This window comes from Streptomyces sp. NBC_01351, assembly GCF_036237315.1.
Classification (GTDB): Bacteria; Actinomycetota; Actinomycetes; order Streptomycetales; family Streptomycetaceae; genus Streptomyces.
On sequence record NZ_CP108356.1, the window covers coordinates 6,602,852 to 6,618,676 of the forward strand.

A 15,825-nucleotide genomic window follows, 5' to 3' on the forward strand; every position below is an offset into this window, starting at 1 on the left:
GGCGGCCCGCTCTCGCCAAAGTCCGGGCCGCCCTCTTCCAGAACCCTCAAGAACTGGAGACATTCAGCATGACCCACACCATCCACATCCGGCGAGGGCCCCGGCCTCGCCTGCTGGACCTGTACTGCTGCGCCGGCGGCGCCGGTAAGGGATACGAGCGGGCCGGGTTCGCCGTGACCGGCGTCGACATCTGCCCGCGCCCCAACTACCCCTTCACCTTCCGGCAGGGCAACGCCCTCACTGTCCTCGCCGAGTTGATCGCCTCCGGGGAGATCAGCGCTTACTCGGCGATCCATGCCTCCCCGCCGTGCCAGGGCAAGTGCGCCCTGACGGTCGGCACCAACCTGGCCATGGGCTGGGGCGGCACCCACGAGGACCTGATCGCCCCCACCCGGGAACTCCTCGACGCGTCCGGCCTGCCGTACGTGATCGAGCAGCCCGACGGGAAAGCCGACGTCCGAAAGGACGTCAGCCTCTGCGGCGAGATGTTCGGACTCGGCGTGCTCCGCCACCGCAACTTCGAACTCGGCGGCTGGACCGCCCAGAAGCCCCGGCACATCCCGCACCGCGGCTATGTGCGCGGATGGCGCCACGGCGTCTACCGGGACGGTCCGTACGTCGCCGCCTACGGCGACGGTGGCGGCAAGGCCAGCGTCCCCGAGATGCAGCAGGCCATGGGCATCACCTGGACCGACATCCGCGAAGAGCTCACCGAGGCCATCCCGCCCGCCTACAGCGAATGGCTCGGCCGCGCCCTCCTCGCCCACACCCTCACCGGGGCAGTGGCCGCATGAGCGGGGAACTGTTGGCGGCTGCTCTTATGGCCTCCGCTCGGGGCTGGCCTGTGTTCCCGCTCCGCCCCGGGGACAAGCGGCCGGCCGGGCATTCCGAGGAGCACTGCCCGGCCGCCGGGCGCTGCGCGGGCGGTCACGTGACCCCCGAGCAACGGGCCACGACCAACCGCGCGCGGATCGCGGCTTGCTGGTCGCAGAAGCCGTACAACGTCGGCCTGGCCACCGGCCCGGCCGGGTTGGTCGTGGTCGATCTGGACCTGCCCAAGCCCACCGACAAGGCGCCGCCGGCCGAGTGGGCGGGGTTCCGCGACGGGATCGAGGTGTTCATGGCTGTCTGCGAGCGTGCCGGGCATCCCGTACCTGCCGACACGTTCACGGTGCGGACCGGGCGCGGCGGACTGCACCTGTACTTCACCTCCCCTGAGGGAAAGCGGCTACGTGGGAGCGCAGGGCGTCTGGGCTGGAAGGTCGATACGCGAGCCTGGGGCGGGTACGTGGTGGCCCCTGGCAGCGTGGTGCACCGCCGGCCGTACAAGGTCATCAACGCGGTGGACCCGATCCCCCTCCCCACGTGGCTCTCTGACCGTCTCACCCCGCCGCCCGCACCCGCCCCGCTCTCCGTGTCCACGGTCCGGGCCCGAATCGGCCGGGCGGACCGGTACGCCACTGCCGCCCTCGACGGCGAGCTGGCCAAGCTCGCCGCTGCTCCCGATGGCGAGCACAACTTGACCCTGTACCGGGCCGCGTACGCCCTCGGCCGCTTGGTCGCCGCGGGGACGCTGTCTGAGCAGGAGGTCACCGACCGGCTCACCGAAGCCGCCCTCGCCAAGGGCCTGACCGAATCCCGGACCGCGTCCAGCATCCGCGACGGCATCCGCCGCAGCACCCGCAACGCCCTGGCAGGCACCCGATGACCCCACACCAGACCAGCCCCGCCAAACCGGCCCTCGCCGCCGGCGGCAGTAGCGCGCCGAAAGTCGTCGCCGAAGGCGTCCTTTCATCCCTTCGCCCTGCACCGCGCGTGGACGACGGACGCCGCCCCGTGGCCTGGCTCCACATCGTTGCCCCGCCCTCATACGGCGACCCGGTCCGGGCGCGGTCCTGGTGCCAGTGCGGGTACGAGCGGACCGCGATCGGCCGCCCCGGAGTGCTCCAGGTCGTCGGAGCCCACAACGAGCACCGCAGCGTTTGCCCGCTGCTCAACACGAATCAGGAAGGGAGGAAGGCCGCATGAGCGCCGAGACCGATCTGTGGGAGGGCTTCGAGGCCCTCGACCCGCAGGACATCACCGGGCCCGCATGGGACGAACCCGTTCCCGTCAGGGCCCGCCCCGTCCTGCCGATCTTCCCCGTCCACGCCCTGCCCGTCTGGCTGAGGGACATGGCGATGGGAGTTGCGGAGGAGACGCAGACGCCCGTCGACCTCGCCGGATGCCTGGCCCTGGCGGTCATGTCCACGGCGGCCGGTGGTCGGGTGCAGGTCTGTGTGCGCGGGAACTGGAGCGAGCCGGTCAACATCTTCACCGCGATCGCTCTGGACCCCGGCAACCGCAAGTCCGCCGTCTTCGGCCTCATGGTCCGCCCCCTGCTGGCTGCGGAGACCGCGCTCGTGGAGCTGGCCGGTCCGGTGATGGCGGAGGCTGAGACCAGGATGGCTCTCGCCAAGTCCGCGGCCGAGCGGGCCACGCAGAAGGCCGCGGCCGCCGAGCCTGGCATGAAGGACGCGCTCACTGCCCAGGCCGTGGCCCTCGCGCAAGAGGCGGCCAAGATGCGCGTCCCGGCCGTCCCGCAGCTCGTCGCTGACGACGCGACCCCCGAGACGATCGGGACGCTCCTGGACGAGCAGAACGGCCGCATCGCCTGCCTGTCCGCCGAGGGCGAGCTGTTCGACATCATCGCCGGCCGCTACAGCGGCAAGCCCAACATGGGCATGTTCCTCAAGGGCCACGCCGGAGACATGCTCCGCGTCAACCGGCAGAGTCGCGGCGCCCAGCACGTCGATGACCCCGCCGTCACCGTAGGCCTCGCCATCCAGCCCGAAGCCCTCGACTCCCTCGCCCAGATCGACGGAGCCGACGGCCGCGGACTCCTCGCCCGATTCCTGTACTCCAAGCCTCTCTCCCTGGTCGGCAGTCGGAACCTGAAGCCCGCCCTCCTGGACGAGCAGACAGCCGCGGAGTACGCGCGCAGGCTCGGCGGGATCACGCTCGCTCTCGCCGGATGGCTTGAACCCGCGATCCTCACCCTCACCCCGGAAGCCGACGGGGTGATGCTTGCCTACCAGACGGTGACCGAGTCCCGACTCGGCAAGGGCGGCACACTCGCGTCCATCGTGAAGTGGGCGTCCAAGCGCGACGGGGCTGTTGCCCGCATTGCCGCCCTCCTGCACCTGGCCAACTACCCCGAAGACGGATGGCACCGGCCGATCGAGGCCGCGACCCTGGCCGCTGCCACTGAGATCGGCGACTACTTCACCGCCCACGCACTCGACGTCTTCGACGCCATGAGCGCGGACCCCGCCCACCACGCCGCCCACACCGTCCTGACCCACCTCCAGACCACCGCACCCGGCACGTTCTCCAAGCGCGACCTCTTCCGGGCTCTGCCCCGCTCGGACTTCCCCGCCATCGCCGACCTCGACCCCGCTCTGACCCTCCTCGAAGAGCACGGCTGGATCCGCCAGCAGCCCCCGCCCCCGCGCACCGGTCGCGGCGGCCGGCCGCCCTCCCCCCGCTTCGAGACCCACCCCCGCATCAGCCGGGGCATCTGACACAACCCCCAACCCGCTGACAGAACTGACAGAACTCCTCAACTAACACCCTGACCTGCGCAAACAGTCGTGATCGCGATCGTGACAGAACCTAGTTTTAACTCGACAGAACTCCCCGCCCAGCCGAGGGGGCTGTGACAGAACCCCCGACCGGGAGGTTCTGTCGAGTTTTAATTCAGTTCTGTCAGAGATCGCGAGAGCGGCGAACTGGCAGGTCAGGGGCCATGCGGGGAGGTTCTGTCAGTTCTGTCAGCGATTCCAGCCCATCCGGCATGGGCTGCTACCCGTAGCTGGTGATCCACGGAACGGAAGGAACGTCCTCACGTGGCACTGATGGTCGTACCCGAGAGGCGGCTGCACAGCGTGGAGGAAGCAGCAGAACTCCTCAACGTGGGCAGATCCACGGCCTTCGAGGAGATTCGACTCGGCCGCCTGCGCACCGTGCGCGTCGGCAGGCGACGGCTCGTACCCACTGAGTACGTCGACGAGTACGTCGAACTCCTCAAGTGTGAGGCCCAGAAGGCCGCGTAGTAGTGCCTGACCTAGCAGCGGGGCCGCACCCACGTCGGTGCGGCCCCGCTCGCATGCATGAAAGGTGCCAGATGGAAGAGGAGCGGGCACCAGCCCGTAAGGCAGCGAACGGTGAAGACTCCATTTACTGGGACAAGTCCAAGAACCGCTACGTCGGCGCCGTGTCCTTGGGCTTCACCGCGGCAGGCAAGAGGAACAGAGCCAAGGTCTCGGGGGCCACGAAGACGGAGGTTCGGCGGAAGCTGCGGGATCTCAAGAAGGAGTTGGAGCAGGGCTCCAAGACCCTCGCTCACTACACAGTTGGTCAGGCAGTGGATGACTGGCTTGCGCAAGGGCTGAGAGGCAAGGCGGAAGGCAGTGTCGACACCTACCGCAGTCTGGCCCGTACCCATATCACTCCCAGGCTGGGGAAAGCGAAGCTGCGGTCGTTGGAGGCGGACGAGGTCGACGCGTGGCTGGAGGGGCGAGCGGAGCTCCTGGCCACGACGTCACTTCAACTGCTGCTTTCGGTCCTCCGACGGTCGATCAGCCATGCCCAGCGACGCGGGCGGGCTGTACGCAACGTTGCTGACTTTGTGGTGGCACCGGAGGGGAGGCCTGGGAGGCCCAGCAAGTCGCTCTCGCTTGGCCAGGCCGAGAGTGTCCTCCGTGCACAGGCAGGTTCGTGGATCCATGCCTATGTGGTGTTGGCACTGCTGGTCGGCACCCGACCGGAAGAGACACGGCCGTTGACCTGGCAGCACGTGAGGCTGGATGTCCGTGGCGACGAGAAGCCGCACGTGCAGGTCTGGCGGTCCGTCCGACGCCATGGGGACATGAAGACGCACAAGAGCCGGCGCTCCTTGGCAATGCCGAAGTACGTGGCCGTGGTCATGAAGGCACACCGCGACCAGCAGCAAGCGGCGCTCAAAGCCGCCGGCCGGCCGTGGAACGCCGAAGGCCTTGTCTTTCCGAATGCGAGCGGGGACCTGCGTACCGCACTGGATGTCCGTCGGAACTTCCGAGGTCTCCTCAAGGAGGCCGGGCTACCTCACCCAGAGAGCTGGACCACTCGGGAACTGCGCACCAGCTTCGTGTCTCTGCTGTCTGACCACGGCCTCCGCATCGAAGACATCGCGCGGTTGGTTGGGCACAGCGGCAGCAACACCACCGAGAGGGTCTACCGGAAGCAGCTGCGCCCGGTCATTGAGGCCGGGGCTGAAGCCATGGACGAGATCTTCAGTGACGGGGGCGCGGCCGACGACCCAACGTAGGCCCCGTGGCTCCCGGTTTGGCTCCCTAGAGCCAAACCGGGCCGCCGTGGGCCCTCTTGACCTGCATGGATGCCGGTGGCGTGGCCCGTTGAGTCCTAGGGTCCGCTTAAGGCAGGGGTAAGAAGGCGCTCAGGAACGGGGCTTTCAGCCGCCCGGGCGCCGCCGCTAGGCCAGGAGCGCGGGCAGGCCGGCCGGGGTGCGGGCCTGGTGGTCCAGGGCGTCCAGGGCTCGGAGCGCCTCGGCCGCCGCCTCCGGGTCGGTGGTGGCCAAGCCGCTCTCGGCGAACTCGTCCTCGTCCAGGCGCAGTACGGAGCTCCCGTCCGCCGAGACCCACAGGTCCAGGTCCAGGTCCTCCACCGTGATCTCCCCGTCGCGCACCACCGCCGGGCGCGTGACGTCGCAGTACCAGCCCTTGAGGACGCCGTCGCCGGTCCACACCTCCTTGACCGCGTACCAGCGGGTGCGCCAGAAGTGCTCGACGAACACGTCGCCCGGCTCGAAGCGCACGAAGCCGAAGTCGCGTACGCCCTCGGCCGCCCAGGGGGCGCGTACGGAGATCCGGTCGCCGTCGTCTGCCACCTGCGCGGCCGGGTAGCGGATCTTCAGGCGCCCGGCCTTGACCAGGGCAACGGTCAGCTCCTGCACGTTCACACTGTCTCCAATTTCTTCGCGTAGCGCGTCTCGGTCGCGCGGATCTCGTAGCCGAGCCGCCTGTTGACGGCGAGCATCGGGGAGTTGCCGGCGTCGTTGCCGGTGATCGCCTCCGTGTACCCGGCCGCGCGGGCCCGGTGCAGCGAGATGATCTTGGCGAGCCTAGCCAGCCCGCGGCCGCGGAAGGCCCGGAGGGTGCCGGTCATGCCGGAGGAGTAGCGGGTGGCGCCGTCGGTGTGGGCGGCGGTGAAGGCGGCCACCGCACCGTCGACCAGGAGGACGGTGGTCAGCTCCTTGTCGAGCGCCGGGTTGTTCCAGGTGTGCCCGAGCCACTCCTCGTAGTCGTCGAACTCGACGCCCACGTCGCTCGGCTCGTCGGACGTGGTCTCCGCGTCGGCGAGGAAGAGCGGACGCGGGTCCGCGGCGAAAGCGGATGCCGGGCGGACCTCGACCCCGGGCGGGAGGACGTCCGGGACCGGCGGCAGGGCGGCCGTCGCCAGGTCCAGGCCCAGGAAGTGTGCGGAGCGGCTGGGACGGTAGCCGCGGCGCTCGGCGAAGGCGCGGGAGGCGGGCTCCTCCAGCACCCAGGAGTACGTCTCCACCGCGCCCTGGGCGGCGAGGTACTCCTCGGCCGTGCGCAGCAGCAGGCTGCCTGCGCCGATACCGCGGTGGGCGGGGTCGACGTAGAGGTTGACCTTCGACTGGCCGGGCTCGGGGCTGTCGTGGGCGATGCCGACCTGGGCGGCGCCGACGACGTGGCCGCCGGCGGTCTCGGCGACCAGGATGCGGTACCGCTGGGCGGGGTGGGCGGAGGCGAGCTCGAAGGCCACGCCCTCGGCGGTGTGCAGCAGGAAGGGCAGCGCGCGCCGGCGTACCCGTACGACGGACTCCCCGTCCTCGGGGTCACCGGGGCGGAGGTCACGGATCACAACGGTCATGCGGCCGACGCTACGCGCGGGCCGGGGCCGGGCGCCCCCCAATTAACCGGCGATGGGAGACAATCACCCCCGTGACCTCGACGAACCTGAAGATCACCATCGACGGCCGGACCGGCTCGGCCGCCCCGTACGAACAGCTGCGCGCGCAGATCGCCGACCGGGCCCGGTCCGGGAAACTGCCGGCGGGCTTCAAACTGCCGACCGTGCGGGGGCTGGCGGAGGAGCTGGGGCTGGCCGCGAACACCGTCGCGAAGGCGTACCGGGCGCTGGAGGCGGACGGGGTGATCGAGACGCGGGGGCGGAACGGGACGTTCGTCGCGGCGGCGGGGGAGGGCGCCTCCCGCGAGGCCGCGTCCGCGGCGCAGGCCTTTGCGGAACGGGTGCACCGGCTGGGGCTGACCGAAGCCGAGGCCGTGTCGGCCGCCGCCGAAGCCCTCCGGGCCCGGTACGCCGCGCGGTAGCCCCGGCGGGCCGGGAGCGGTCTGCCTGCGGGCCGCCTGCTGGGGCTCCGCCCCAGACCCCGCGCCTCAAACGCCGGCGAGGCTGGGGGGTCCCGCACCGCCGGAGGCTAGAGGTACAGGCCTGCCTCCGAGCGGGTCTGTGGCGGCAGGATCGAGGCGGGGCCCGTCCCGCGCCGCAGGGCGAAGAGTTCCGCCAGGCTCGCCCCCTCGCGGGACACGCCCTCGTCGGTGCCCAGCCAGTCCACCGCCTCGTGGTGGGTCAGCCGGCCGACCTCGATGCGGGCCAGGCAGCGGCCCGGGCGGACCACCGCCGGGTGGAGGCGTTCGAGGTCCTCGTTGGTGGTGACGCCGACCAGGACGTTGCGGCCCTGCCCCAGCAGCCCGTCCGTCAGGTTCAGCAGCCGGGACAGGGCCTGCCCGGCCGTGTGCCGGGCCTCGCCGCGGATCAGCTCGTCGCAGTCCTCCAGCAGCAGCAGCCGCCAACGGCCCTTCGCGGTGCCCTCGTCCTCCCCGATCGCGATGTCCATCAGGTAGCCGACGTCGTTGAACAGCCGCTCCGGGTCCAGTACGCAGTCCACCTGGCACCAGTCCCGCCAGGACCGGGCGAGGGTGCGCAGCGCCGAGGTCTTGCCCGTCCCCGGCGGCCCGTGGAGCAGCAGCAGCCGGCCCGCGATGTCGTCCGGGGTCACCTTCATCAGCCGGTCCAGGGCACCCGCCACCGGCGCCGTGTAGTTCGGCCGCACCTCCGCCCAGGTCCCGGCGGCGATCTGGCGGGTCGTCCGGTACGGGCCCCGGCGCGGGGACACGTACCAGAAGCCCATCGTCACGTTCTCCGGCTGCGGTTCGGGCTCGTCCTGGGCGCCCTCCGTGGCCTCGACCAGCACGCTCTGCGCGAGTTCGTCGCTGACCGCCGTCACGGTGACGTCCGCGCCCCGGCTCCAGCGGGAGACGAGCAGGGTCCAGCCCTCGCCCTCCGCGAGCGTGGCGCTGCGGTCGCTGTCGCGTGCCGAGCGCAGGACGGCGGCGCCGGGCGGCATCAGGGTGGCCTCCGCCTTCACCCGCTCGATCGACAGGCTGTGCGAGTACGGCTGTTCGCCGGACGCGAACCGGCCGAGGAACAACGCGTCCACGACATCCGACGGCGAATCGCTGTCGTCGACATTGAGCCGGATCGGCAGCGCGTCATGCGGGTTGGCTGGCATGGCGCCCATGATCCGGCACGCCGTGCCCTCGTGCACCCGTGTTTCCCCGGTTCGGGTGCCCAAGTTCCCTCTTCAAACGCATCGGAGGTGAAGATTCGGCCCGTAACTCTGCCCGGAAAATTCTTGGCATGAACACTTCCAGCAGGCCCCGGCTCCTTGTACCACGGACTCAGCAGTAACTCCGGAGTAACCCCGGGGTAACCCCCACAAGGAGCCGCACCCCCATGAGCAAGAGAATGACGCGTTTCGCCGCCTTGACGTCCTCGCTGTTACTCGCGGCGGGCGCCGCCCTGTTCGGCGCGGGCCAGGCGGCCGCCGCCGCCCAGGCCGACTTCGGCTACGTCGCCCTCGGCGACTCGTACTCCTCCGGTCTCGGCGCCGGCAACTACGACAGCGCGAGCGGCAACTGCAAGCGCACCACCCGCGCCTACCCGGCTCTCTGGGCCGCTGCCCACGCCCCGCAGACCTTCTCCTTCGCCGCCTGCTCCGGCGCCCGCACGGGCGACGTCCTGTCCGGCCAGCTCGCCCCGCTCAACTCCGGCACCGACCTGGTCAGCATCACCATCGGCGGCAACGACGCCGGATTCTCCGACGTCATGACGACCTGTGTGCTGCAGTCCGAGGCCACCTGCGTCGCCCGCGTCAACCAGGCCAAGGCGTACGTGGACTCCACCCTCCCCGGCCAGCTCGACCAGGTCTACAACGCCATCAACGGACGGGCGCCCTCCGCGCACGTCGTCGTCCTCGGCTACCCCCGGTTCTACAAGCTGAACGGCACCTGCACCACCGGCCTGAGCGAGGGCGAACGCTCCGCCATCAACGGCGCGGCCGACTACCTCAACGCCGCCATCGCCAAACGCGCCGCCGACCACGGCTTCACCTTCGCCTCGGTCGCCGGAGCCTTCACGGGCCACGAGATCTGCTCGGGCAGCGCGTGGCTGCACAGCGTCAACTGGCTGAACATCGCCGAGTCGTACCACCCGACCGCCGCCGGACAGTCCAGCGGCTACCTGCCCGTCTTCACCAACGCGGCCTGATCCGCGGCCCGAGGGCTCGCCGTCGGCGTCGGCTTCGGAGTCGGTGACGCAGGCGACGGGCTCGCACTGGGGGAGGGGGCCCCGCTCGTCGGGGTCTTCTCCTCCTCGCAGGTCACGGAGATGTCCACCCACTGCGTGGCCACCTCCGCCGGCCCCCGCACCTCCAGTCGCACCGCGTCCTCCCGCTCCGTGTCCGGAACGTGAGTGAGCTCGGTGTGCTCCAGCCGCCGGCTCCTCGGCCCGCCCTCCTCGTACGTGACGGACTGCCAGCCGGGGCCGGAGCTCTGCCCGCTCCGCGTCGCCCACCGGTACTCCAGCGTCACCGGGGTGCGCTCCACCTCGACCGTCGCGGTGAAGGCGGGCGCCCGCTCCCCGGGCGGCGGGCAGGGGCCGGTGTAGGCGGAGCGCACGGTGTCCACGTACGCGACCACGTGCCGGCCGCCCGCGCCCGACGGCGACGCCGGCCCGGACCCCGATGCGGACGGCCCCGTCGAGGGCGTCGCCGTGACGGCCTGCGCGGTGGTCGCCGAACCCGTCGGGCTCATGCCCCCGCCGCCACCGCCCGAACCCCCGCGCTCCTTCAGCAGCAGCGACCCCAGCAGGGCCAGCGCCGCCAGCAGCACGAGGATGCCGACGGTCAGCACCGCCCCGGCCCCGCCCCGCCGATCGGGCTCCGCATCCGGCGGCGGCTCCGGCAACGGCTGGTGCGGCAACGGCTGGTGCGGCTGCCGCGGCCGGTCTTCGGGGCCGTGGTGGTGGTGCACGACGGCCGTCGGCGAGTCCGGCCCCGACACCGGCCCGCCCGGGGCCCGTACGGTCCCGCCCGCGCCCACCACCCGCAGCATCCGGGCCGCCTCCGCCGCGGACAGCCTGGCGGCCGGGTCCTTGCGCAGCAGCCCCTCCAGTACGGGCTCCAGCGGCCCGGCCCGGCGCGGCGGCGGCAACTCCCCGTCCACCACCGCCCGCAGGGTGTCCAGCGGGGTCTCGCCGCGGAAGGGGGAGGAGCCCTCGACGACCGCGTACAGCATGACTCCGAGCGACCACAGGTCCGACTCGGGGCCCGCATCGCGCCCGAGCGCCCGCTCCGGGGCCAGGAACTCGGGGGAGCCGACCACCTCGCCCGTCATCGTGATCGCCGAGGAACCCTCCAGGCCGGCGATCCCGAAGTCGCTCAGCACCACCCGCCCGTCATTGGCGATCAGCACGTTGCCCGGCTTGACGTCCCGGTGGAGCACCCCCGCCTCGTGTGCGGATCGCAGCGCGGCCAGCACCTGCTCCCCGATGTGCGCGGCGCGCTGCGGGGGCACCGTCCCCTCGGCCTCCAGTACGTCGGCCAGCGAGAGGCCCCGCACCAGCTCCATCACGATCCAGGGCCGGCCGTCCTCGGTGGCCACGTCGTATACGGTCACGACCCCGCGGTGCGAGACGCGGGCGGCGGCCCAGGCCTCCCGCTCCAGGCGCCGGTACATCCGGGCGAGTTCGGCGGCCTCCATCCAGGCGGGGGCCCGTACCTCCTTGACGGCGACGTCGCGTGCCAGCACCTCGTCCCGGGCCCGCCAGACGATGCCCATCCCGCCGCGGCCGATGGGTTCCAGGAGGCGGTACCGGCCGGAGATGACACGATCGGAGTTCGATTCGCCACTCACGTCACCCAATTCACCCACGTTCCCACTCACGCGAGCCTCCCATGCGTCATCGGGCGATCACTCCAAGTTAGCGCAGAGCGTGCGAAGTGGCCCCTGTCGTGACGTGACTCGCGGTGGACCGCCCCCAACCCCGCCCGCCGGTGCGGAGAGTGACGGTCGACTCCGCTGAGTAATCGTCAACTCCCTGTCGCCACAGGGGTAATTCACACCACCGGGATACCCGGGGGCGACGCGGGGGCGATAGGGTTAACCTGCCCGGGCCGGGTGCCCTCGTACGGGTGGGGAGAGATCATGGAACAGATAGCAATGCGCAGCAGGCCGCCACGCGTGCCTGCCATCACCTGCGGCAGCAGCGCGACCAGCTCGCGCCTCGACCGCCATCTCGCCGTGCTGGGCGGTCCCGCCGTCCCGCACCGGGAGACCGCCGAGGCGACGATGCTGATGCGCGAGCTCACCTCCCGCGACCACACGCACCGCCTGCGGAGCCGGAGCGCGCGCGTCTCGCTCTTCGCGCCGCTGCGCCGCCTGCGTCGCACGCTCTTCGGCAGCCGCCGCTCGTAACTGCCCCCACCGTCCCCGCACCGCAGCCGTTCGTCGTCCCGGCCTCCGGCTTCCCGGCCCTACGCGAGCACGCCCCACCCGGGCCTGCTCGACGCGAGCACCTTCACGAGCTCCTACGCGATCCCGCCGACCACGCCGTCCCGGCGCAGTTCCGTGATCTGAGCGTCCGCCATCCCCAGGGCGCGCAGCAGGGCCTCGGTGTGTTCGCCCAGCGCGGGCACCGCACCCATGTGCGGTGCCGCGCCGCCCGGCAGCCCGATCGGCGGCAGCAGGGCCCGCAGCGGACCGGCCGGTGACCCCACCTCCCGCCAGCGGTCCCGGGCCGCGAGCTGCGGATGCCCGGCGAGCTGGGCCACCGAGTTCAGCCGCGCGCAGGCGATGCCCGCCGCTTCCAGTCGCCCGATCGCCTCGTCCGCGCCCAGCCGGCCCAGCGCCTCGGCCACCACCGCGTCGGTCTTCTCCCGGTTCCCGGTGCGCGCCGCGTTCGTCGCGTACGCCGGGTCCTCGGCCAACTCGGGCCGCTCCAGCACCTGCCCGGCCAGCCGCCGCCACTCGCGGTCGTTCTGCACCGACAGCAGCACCCGGTCCCCGTCGGCCGTCGCGTAGGCGTCGTAGGGCGCGATCACCGCGTGCGCGAGTCCGGTCCGTACGGGCTGCTCCCCGCCGTGCATCGTGTGGTGCAGCGGATGCCCCATCCACTCGGCGAGCGAGTCCAGCATGGACACCTCCACCCTGCCCCCGCGCCCGGTGACCCCGCGGCGCAGCAGGGCCGCGAGCACTCCCGAGAAGGCGTACATGGCCGCCGCGATGTCCGCCGCCGGGATGCCCGCCTTGACGGGCCGTTCCGGGGTGCCGGTCACCGAGACCAGCCCCGCCTCGCACTGCACGAGCATGTCGTAGGCGCGCTTGTGGGCGTACGGGCCCTGCGCGCCGTAGCCGGAGACGTCCACGGCAACCAGCCGCGGGTAACGCGCGCACAGCGCGGCCGAGTCGATCCCGAGCCGGGCGGCGGCTCCCTGCGCGAGGTTCTGCACGAAGACGTCCGCGTCGGCGAGCAGCCCGTGCAGGACCTCCAGCCCGCGCGGATCCTTCAGGTCGAGCGCGATCGACTCCTTGCCGCGGTTGGCCCACACGAAGTGCGAGGCGAGACCGTGCGCGGTGGTGTCGTAGCCGCGCGCGAAGTCGCCGCCGTCGGGGCGCTCGACCTTGACCACCCGCGCGCCGAGATCGGCGAGCTGACGGGTGGCGAAGGGGGCCGAGACGGCCTGTTCGACGGCGACGACGGTGATGCCGTCCAGCGGGAGCGGTTCGGTGGTCATGGGCCCTGCCTACCCGGTCGGACCGGGATCTGTCACCCTCCCGGGTGGAGCCGCTCGCCCCGGGGCCGGGAGCGGCCCCTCAGCCCTGGCCGCGTGCGAACCTGCGCGTGGCCGCCGGCACGAACAGCGCCAGCAGGACCACCGACCAGAGGACGGCCCCCGCCACCGGGTGCGCGACCGGCCAGGCGGCGCCCGCCACGGCCTCGCCCCCCGCGTTCCCGCACAGGTGACGCACGGCGGTGGCGACGGCGCTGATCGGGTTCCACTCGGCGACCGTGCGCAGCCACCCGGGCAGCCCGGCCGTCGGCAGGTACGCGCTCGACAGCAGCGGCAGCACGAAGGTGGCGCTGCCGAGCTGGCCCGCCGCCTCCTCGCTCTTGCTCAGCAGGCCGAGGTACGTGCCGGCCCACGCGGTCGCGAAGCGGAACAGCAGCAGCACCCCGAAGGCCCCCAGCGCGCCCGGCAGGCCGTTCTCGATCCGCCAGCCCATCGCCAGCCCCACCAGCATCAGCGGCACCATCGAGGCCGCGGTGGTGAGGAGGTCCGCGGCGGTCTGTCCGAGCGGGACGGCGGCGCGGCTCATCGGCAGGGTCCGGAAGCGGTCGGTCACCCCGCGGTGGGCGTCCTGCGCGGCCGTGAACATGCCGGTCATCAGGCCGCTCGCGGCGGTGGCGGCGAGCAGCCCGGGGACCAGGAACTCGCGGTACTCGGCGCCGGGCATGGCCATCGCGCTGCCGAAGACGTAGCCGAAGAACAGCAGCATCGTGATCGGCATGGTCTGCGTGAGGATCAGCAGCGCCGGGGCGTGCCGGGCCTTCTGGAGTTGCCGGGTCAGGACGGCTCCGCCGTCGGACAGCAGGGTGCTCATGCCGCGTTCTCCTTCTGGGTGCTCTGGGTGCTCTGGGCGCTCTGGGTCGCGGGGATGCGGGTGAGGCGCAGGAACACCTCGTCGAGGGTGGGCGGGCGCAGGCTCGCGTCGGTGACGGGCACCGCGGCGGAGTCGAGCTCGCGGATGATCCGCGGCAGGGTCAGCCCGGCGTCGAGGACGGTCACCCCGACGGTGAGCCGCTCCTCGTCGAGCGCGGGCCGGCCGCCGGTGAGCCGGTCCAGTACGGCGGCCGCGCCCGAGAGGGCGGGCGGCCCGGCGACGGTGACCTCGGCGTAGGAGCCGATGAGGGCCTTGAGTTCGGCGGGGGCGCCGTTCGCGACGGCGCGGCCGCGGTCGACGACCACGATGTCGTCGGCGAGCCGGTCGGCCTCCTCCAGGTACTGGGTGGTGAGCAGCACCGTGGTGCCCTCGTCGGCGAGTTCTCGTACCGCCGTCCAGATCCGCTCCCGGGCCGACGGGTCCAGGCCGGTGGTGGGCTCGTCGAGGAACAGCACGCGGGGGCGGGTGATCAGCCCGGCGGCCAGGTCGAGGCGCCTGCGCATCCCGCCGGACCAGGTGGATGCCACCCGGTCCGCGGCCTCGTCGAGGCCGAAGCGCTCCAGCAGCTCGTCGGCGCGGGACCGGCCGGCGGAGCCGCGCAGACCGGTGAGGCGGGCGAAGAGCCGGAGGTTCTCGCGGCCGGTCAGGTCCCCGTCGACGGAGGCGTACTGGCCGGTGACGCCGATGGCCCGGCGGACGGCGGCGGGCTCGCGGGCGACGTCGTGGCCGGCGACGAGGGCGCGGCCGCCGGTGGAGGCGGTGAGGGTGGTCAGGATCCGCACGGCGGTGGTCTTGCCCGCGCCGTTGGGGCCGAGGAGGCCGCAGACCGCGCCCTCGGGCACGGCGAGGTCGAGGCCGCGCAGGGCGTGGACCTCCCCGTAGTTCTTCTCCAGACCCTCACTAAGTACAGCGTACGTAGTAGTCATGTGCGACACCCTACCCCACTACGTACGGTGTACGTAACTAAGATGGTGTGCGAGACGACGAGGTGATCCGAGAGATGACAACCGGCGGGCGACCCGCTGAACCCGAAGTGATCTGGTCCCGCCCGCAGCGGGCCGGCCGAGGCCCCCGGCCCGCGCACAGCCGCGAGTCGATCGCCGCCGAAGCGGTGCGCGTCGCGGACGCGGAGGGGATCGAGGCCGTCTCCATGCGGCGCGTCGCCGCCGGGATCGGCGCCGGGACGATGTCCCTGTACAACTACGTGCCGCGCAAGGACGACCTGTACGAGCTGATGGTCGATGCGGTCAGCGGCGAGTACGCGTTCACGGAGCCGACCGGCGACTGGCGGGCCGACCTGCTCGCGCTGGCCCGCCAGACGCGGGCGGTGATGCACCGCCACCCGTGGCTGCCGAGGCTGCTCAGCCCCGTCCACGGATTCAGCCCGAACGCCCTGGCGTACCTGGAGCACAGCCTGGACTGCCTGGCTCCGCTGGACGCGCCGGACGGCGAGAAGCTGGAGCTCATCGCCGCCGTCAACGGCATGGTGTCCACGTACGTGGCGGGCGAGCTGGCGCTGGCCGAGCGCGCCCGCTCGCTGCCCTGGAGCGAGGCCGCGGAGGCGGACGCACGCGCCGCCTGGATCGGCTCGCGGCTGGCCACCGGGCAGTACCCGCGGCTGGCGGCGGCCCTCACGGGCGGCGCCCCGCCCGTACCGGACGCGGGGCTGGACATGGCGGCCGTCTTCGACCGGTCGGTGTCCCGGCTGCTGGGGGCGTGGGGTACGTAACCCCTG

At 72.2% G+C, this 15,825-nt stretch carries 16 protein-coding genes; 9 read left to right on the forward strand and 7 right to left on the reverse strand.

What is annotated here, in order from left to right; genetic code table 11:
* Window positions 1-68: 68 nt before the first annotated feature.
* The 5 genes from OG625_RS30435 to OG625_RS30455 all read left to right on the forward strand — a co-directional run bounded on the left by OG625_RS30435 (window position 69) and on the right by OG625_RS30455 (window position 5,347).
* A complete protein-coding gene (locus OG625_RS30435; protein ID WP_329387401.1) occupies window positions 69-794 on the forward strand; it encodes a DNA methylase in 726 nt (241 codons plus the stop codon).
* Window positions 791-1,708 carry a bifunctional DNA primase/polymerase gene (locus OG625_RS30440; RefSeq protein ID WP_329387403.1) on the forward strand — a complete coding sequence of 306 codons (918 nt, stop codon included), beginning with the start codon at window positions 791-793 and terminating at the stop codon, window positions 1,706-1,708. The genes OG625_RS30435 and OG625_RS30440 overlap by 4 nt, the downstream gene beginning before the upstream one ends.
* A 316-nt stretch (window positions 1,709-2,024) precedes the next feature.
* Entirely contained in the window at window positions 2,025-3,563 is a 1,539-nt protein-coding gene (locus OG625_RS30445) for a YfjI family protein (protein ID WP_329387404.1), read from the forward strand.
* A gap of 333 nt (window positions 3,564-3,896) precedes the next feature.
* Entirely contained in the window at window positions 3,897-4,094 is a 198-nt protein-coding gene (locus OG625_RS30450) for an excisionase family DNA-binding protein (protein WP_329391110.1), read from the forward strand.
* A gap of 71 nt (window positions 4,095-4,165) precedes the next feature.
* A complete protein-coding gene (locus tag OG625_RS30455) occupies window positions 4,166-5,347 on the forward strand; it encodes a site-specific integrase (protein WP_329387406.1) in 1,182 nt (393 codons plus the stop codon).
* Between the two features lie 165 nt (window positions 5,348-5,512).
* Here OG625_RS30455 and OG625_RS30460 read toward each other — a convergent pair whose 3' ends face one another.
* Together OG625_RS30460 and OG625_RS30465 are read right to left on the reverse strand one after the other, a co-directional pair.
* A complete protein-coding gene (locus tag OG625_RS30460) occupies window positions 5,513-5,992 on the reverse strand; it encodes a DUF402 domain-containing protein (RefSeq protein WP_329387409.1) in 480 nt (159 codons plus the stop codon).
* Window positions 5,993-5,994: 2 nt separating this feature from the next.
* Window positions 5,995-6,936 carry a GNAT family N-acetyltransferase gene (locus OG625_RS30465; protein ID WP_329387411.1) on the reverse strand — a complete coding sequence of 314 codons (942 nt, stop codon included), beginning with the start codon at window positions 6,934-6,936 and terminating at the stop codon, window positions 5,995-5,997.
* Window positions 6,937-7,007: 71 nt separating this feature from the next.
* Between OG625_RS30465 and OG625_RS30470 the strand changes: the two genes are divergently transcribed.
* Window positions 7,008-7,397, forward strand: a complete 390-nt coding sequence (locus tag OG625_RS30470) for a GntR family transcriptional regulator (RefSeq protein ID WP_329387413.1) — start codon at window positions 7,008-7,010, stop codon at window positions 7,395-7,397.
* A 107-nt stretch (window positions 7,398-7,504) separates the two neighbouring features.
* On the opposite strand, the gene OG625_RS30475 is transcribed toward OG625_RS30470, so the two are convergent.
* On the reverse strand, window positions 7,505-8,599 hold the full coding sequence (locus tag OG625_RS30475) for a DUF5925 domain-containing protein (protein ID WP_329387415.1): 1,095 nt from the start codon (window positions 8,597-8,599) through the stop codon (window positions 7,505-7,507).
* Between the two features lie 224 nt (window positions 8,600-8,823).
* Here OG625_RS30475 and OG625_RS30480 point away from each other — a divergent pair, with 224 nt between their 5' ends.
* Window positions 8,824-9,636, forward strand: a complete 813-nt coding sequence (locus tag OG625_RS30480) for an SGNH/GDSL hydrolase family protein (protein ID WP_329387416.1) — start codon at window positions 8,824-8,826, stop codon at window positions 9,634-9,636.
* Here OG625_RS30480 and OG625_RS30485 read toward each other — a convergent pair.
* Complete coding sequence (locus OG625_RS30485) at window positions 9,606-11,282, reverse strand: serine/threonine-protein kinase (RefSeq protein WP_329391113.1); 1,677 nt, start codon at window positions 11,280-11,282, stop codon at window positions 9,606-9,608. The two genes, OG625_RS30480 and OG625_RS30485, sit on opposite strands and share 31 nt — an antisense overlap.
* A 291-nt stretch (window positions 11,283-11,573) precedes the next feature.
* On the opposite strand from OG625_RS30485, the gene OG625_RS30490 reads away from it, so the two are divergent.
* Window positions 11,574-11,843 (forward strand): hypothetical protein, encoded by a 270-nt coding sequence (locus tag OG625_RS30490; protein WP_329387418.1) that lies wholly within the window; start codon window positions 11,574-11,576, stop codon window positions 11,841-11,843.
* A gap of 113 nt (window positions 11,844-11,956) precedes the next feature.
* Here OG625_RS30490 and OG625_RS30495 read toward each other — a convergent pair whose 3' ends face one another.
* From OG625_RS30495 to OG625_RS30505, 3 genes are all read right to left on the reverse strand, one after another.
* Window positions 11,957-13,162, reverse strand: coding sequence for a CaiB/BaiF CoA transferase family protein (locus OG625_RS30495; RefSeq protein WP_329387420.1), 1,206 nt, complete (start codon window positions 13,160-13,162; stop codon window positions 11,957-11,959).
* Between the two features lie 79 nt (window positions 13,163-13,241).
* Window positions 13,242-14,030, reverse strand: coding sequence for an ABC transporter permease (locus tag OG625_RS30500; protein WP_329387422.1), 789 nt, complete (start codon window positions 14,028-14,030; stop codon window positions 13,242-13,244).
* Window positions 14,027-15,016, reverse strand: a complete 990-nt coding sequence (locus OG625_RS30505; protein ID WP_329387424.1) for an ATP-binding cassette domain-containing protein — start codon at window positions 15,014-15,016, stop codon at window positions 14,027-14,029. Before OG625_RS30505 ends, OG625_RS30500 begins: the two co-directional genes overlap by 4 nt.
* Window positions 15,017-15,090: 74 nt before the next feature.
* Between OG625_RS30505 and OG625_RS30510 the strand changes: the two genes are divergently transcribed.
* Window positions 15,091-15,819: a TetR/AcrR family transcriptional regulator gene (locus OG625_RS30510; RefSeq protein ID WP_329387426.1), complete on the forward strand. Its 729-nt coding sequence runs from the start codon at window positions 15,091-15,093 to the stop codon at window positions 15,817-15,819.
* The last annotated feature ends 6 nt before the right edge of the window (window positions 15,820-15,825 follow it).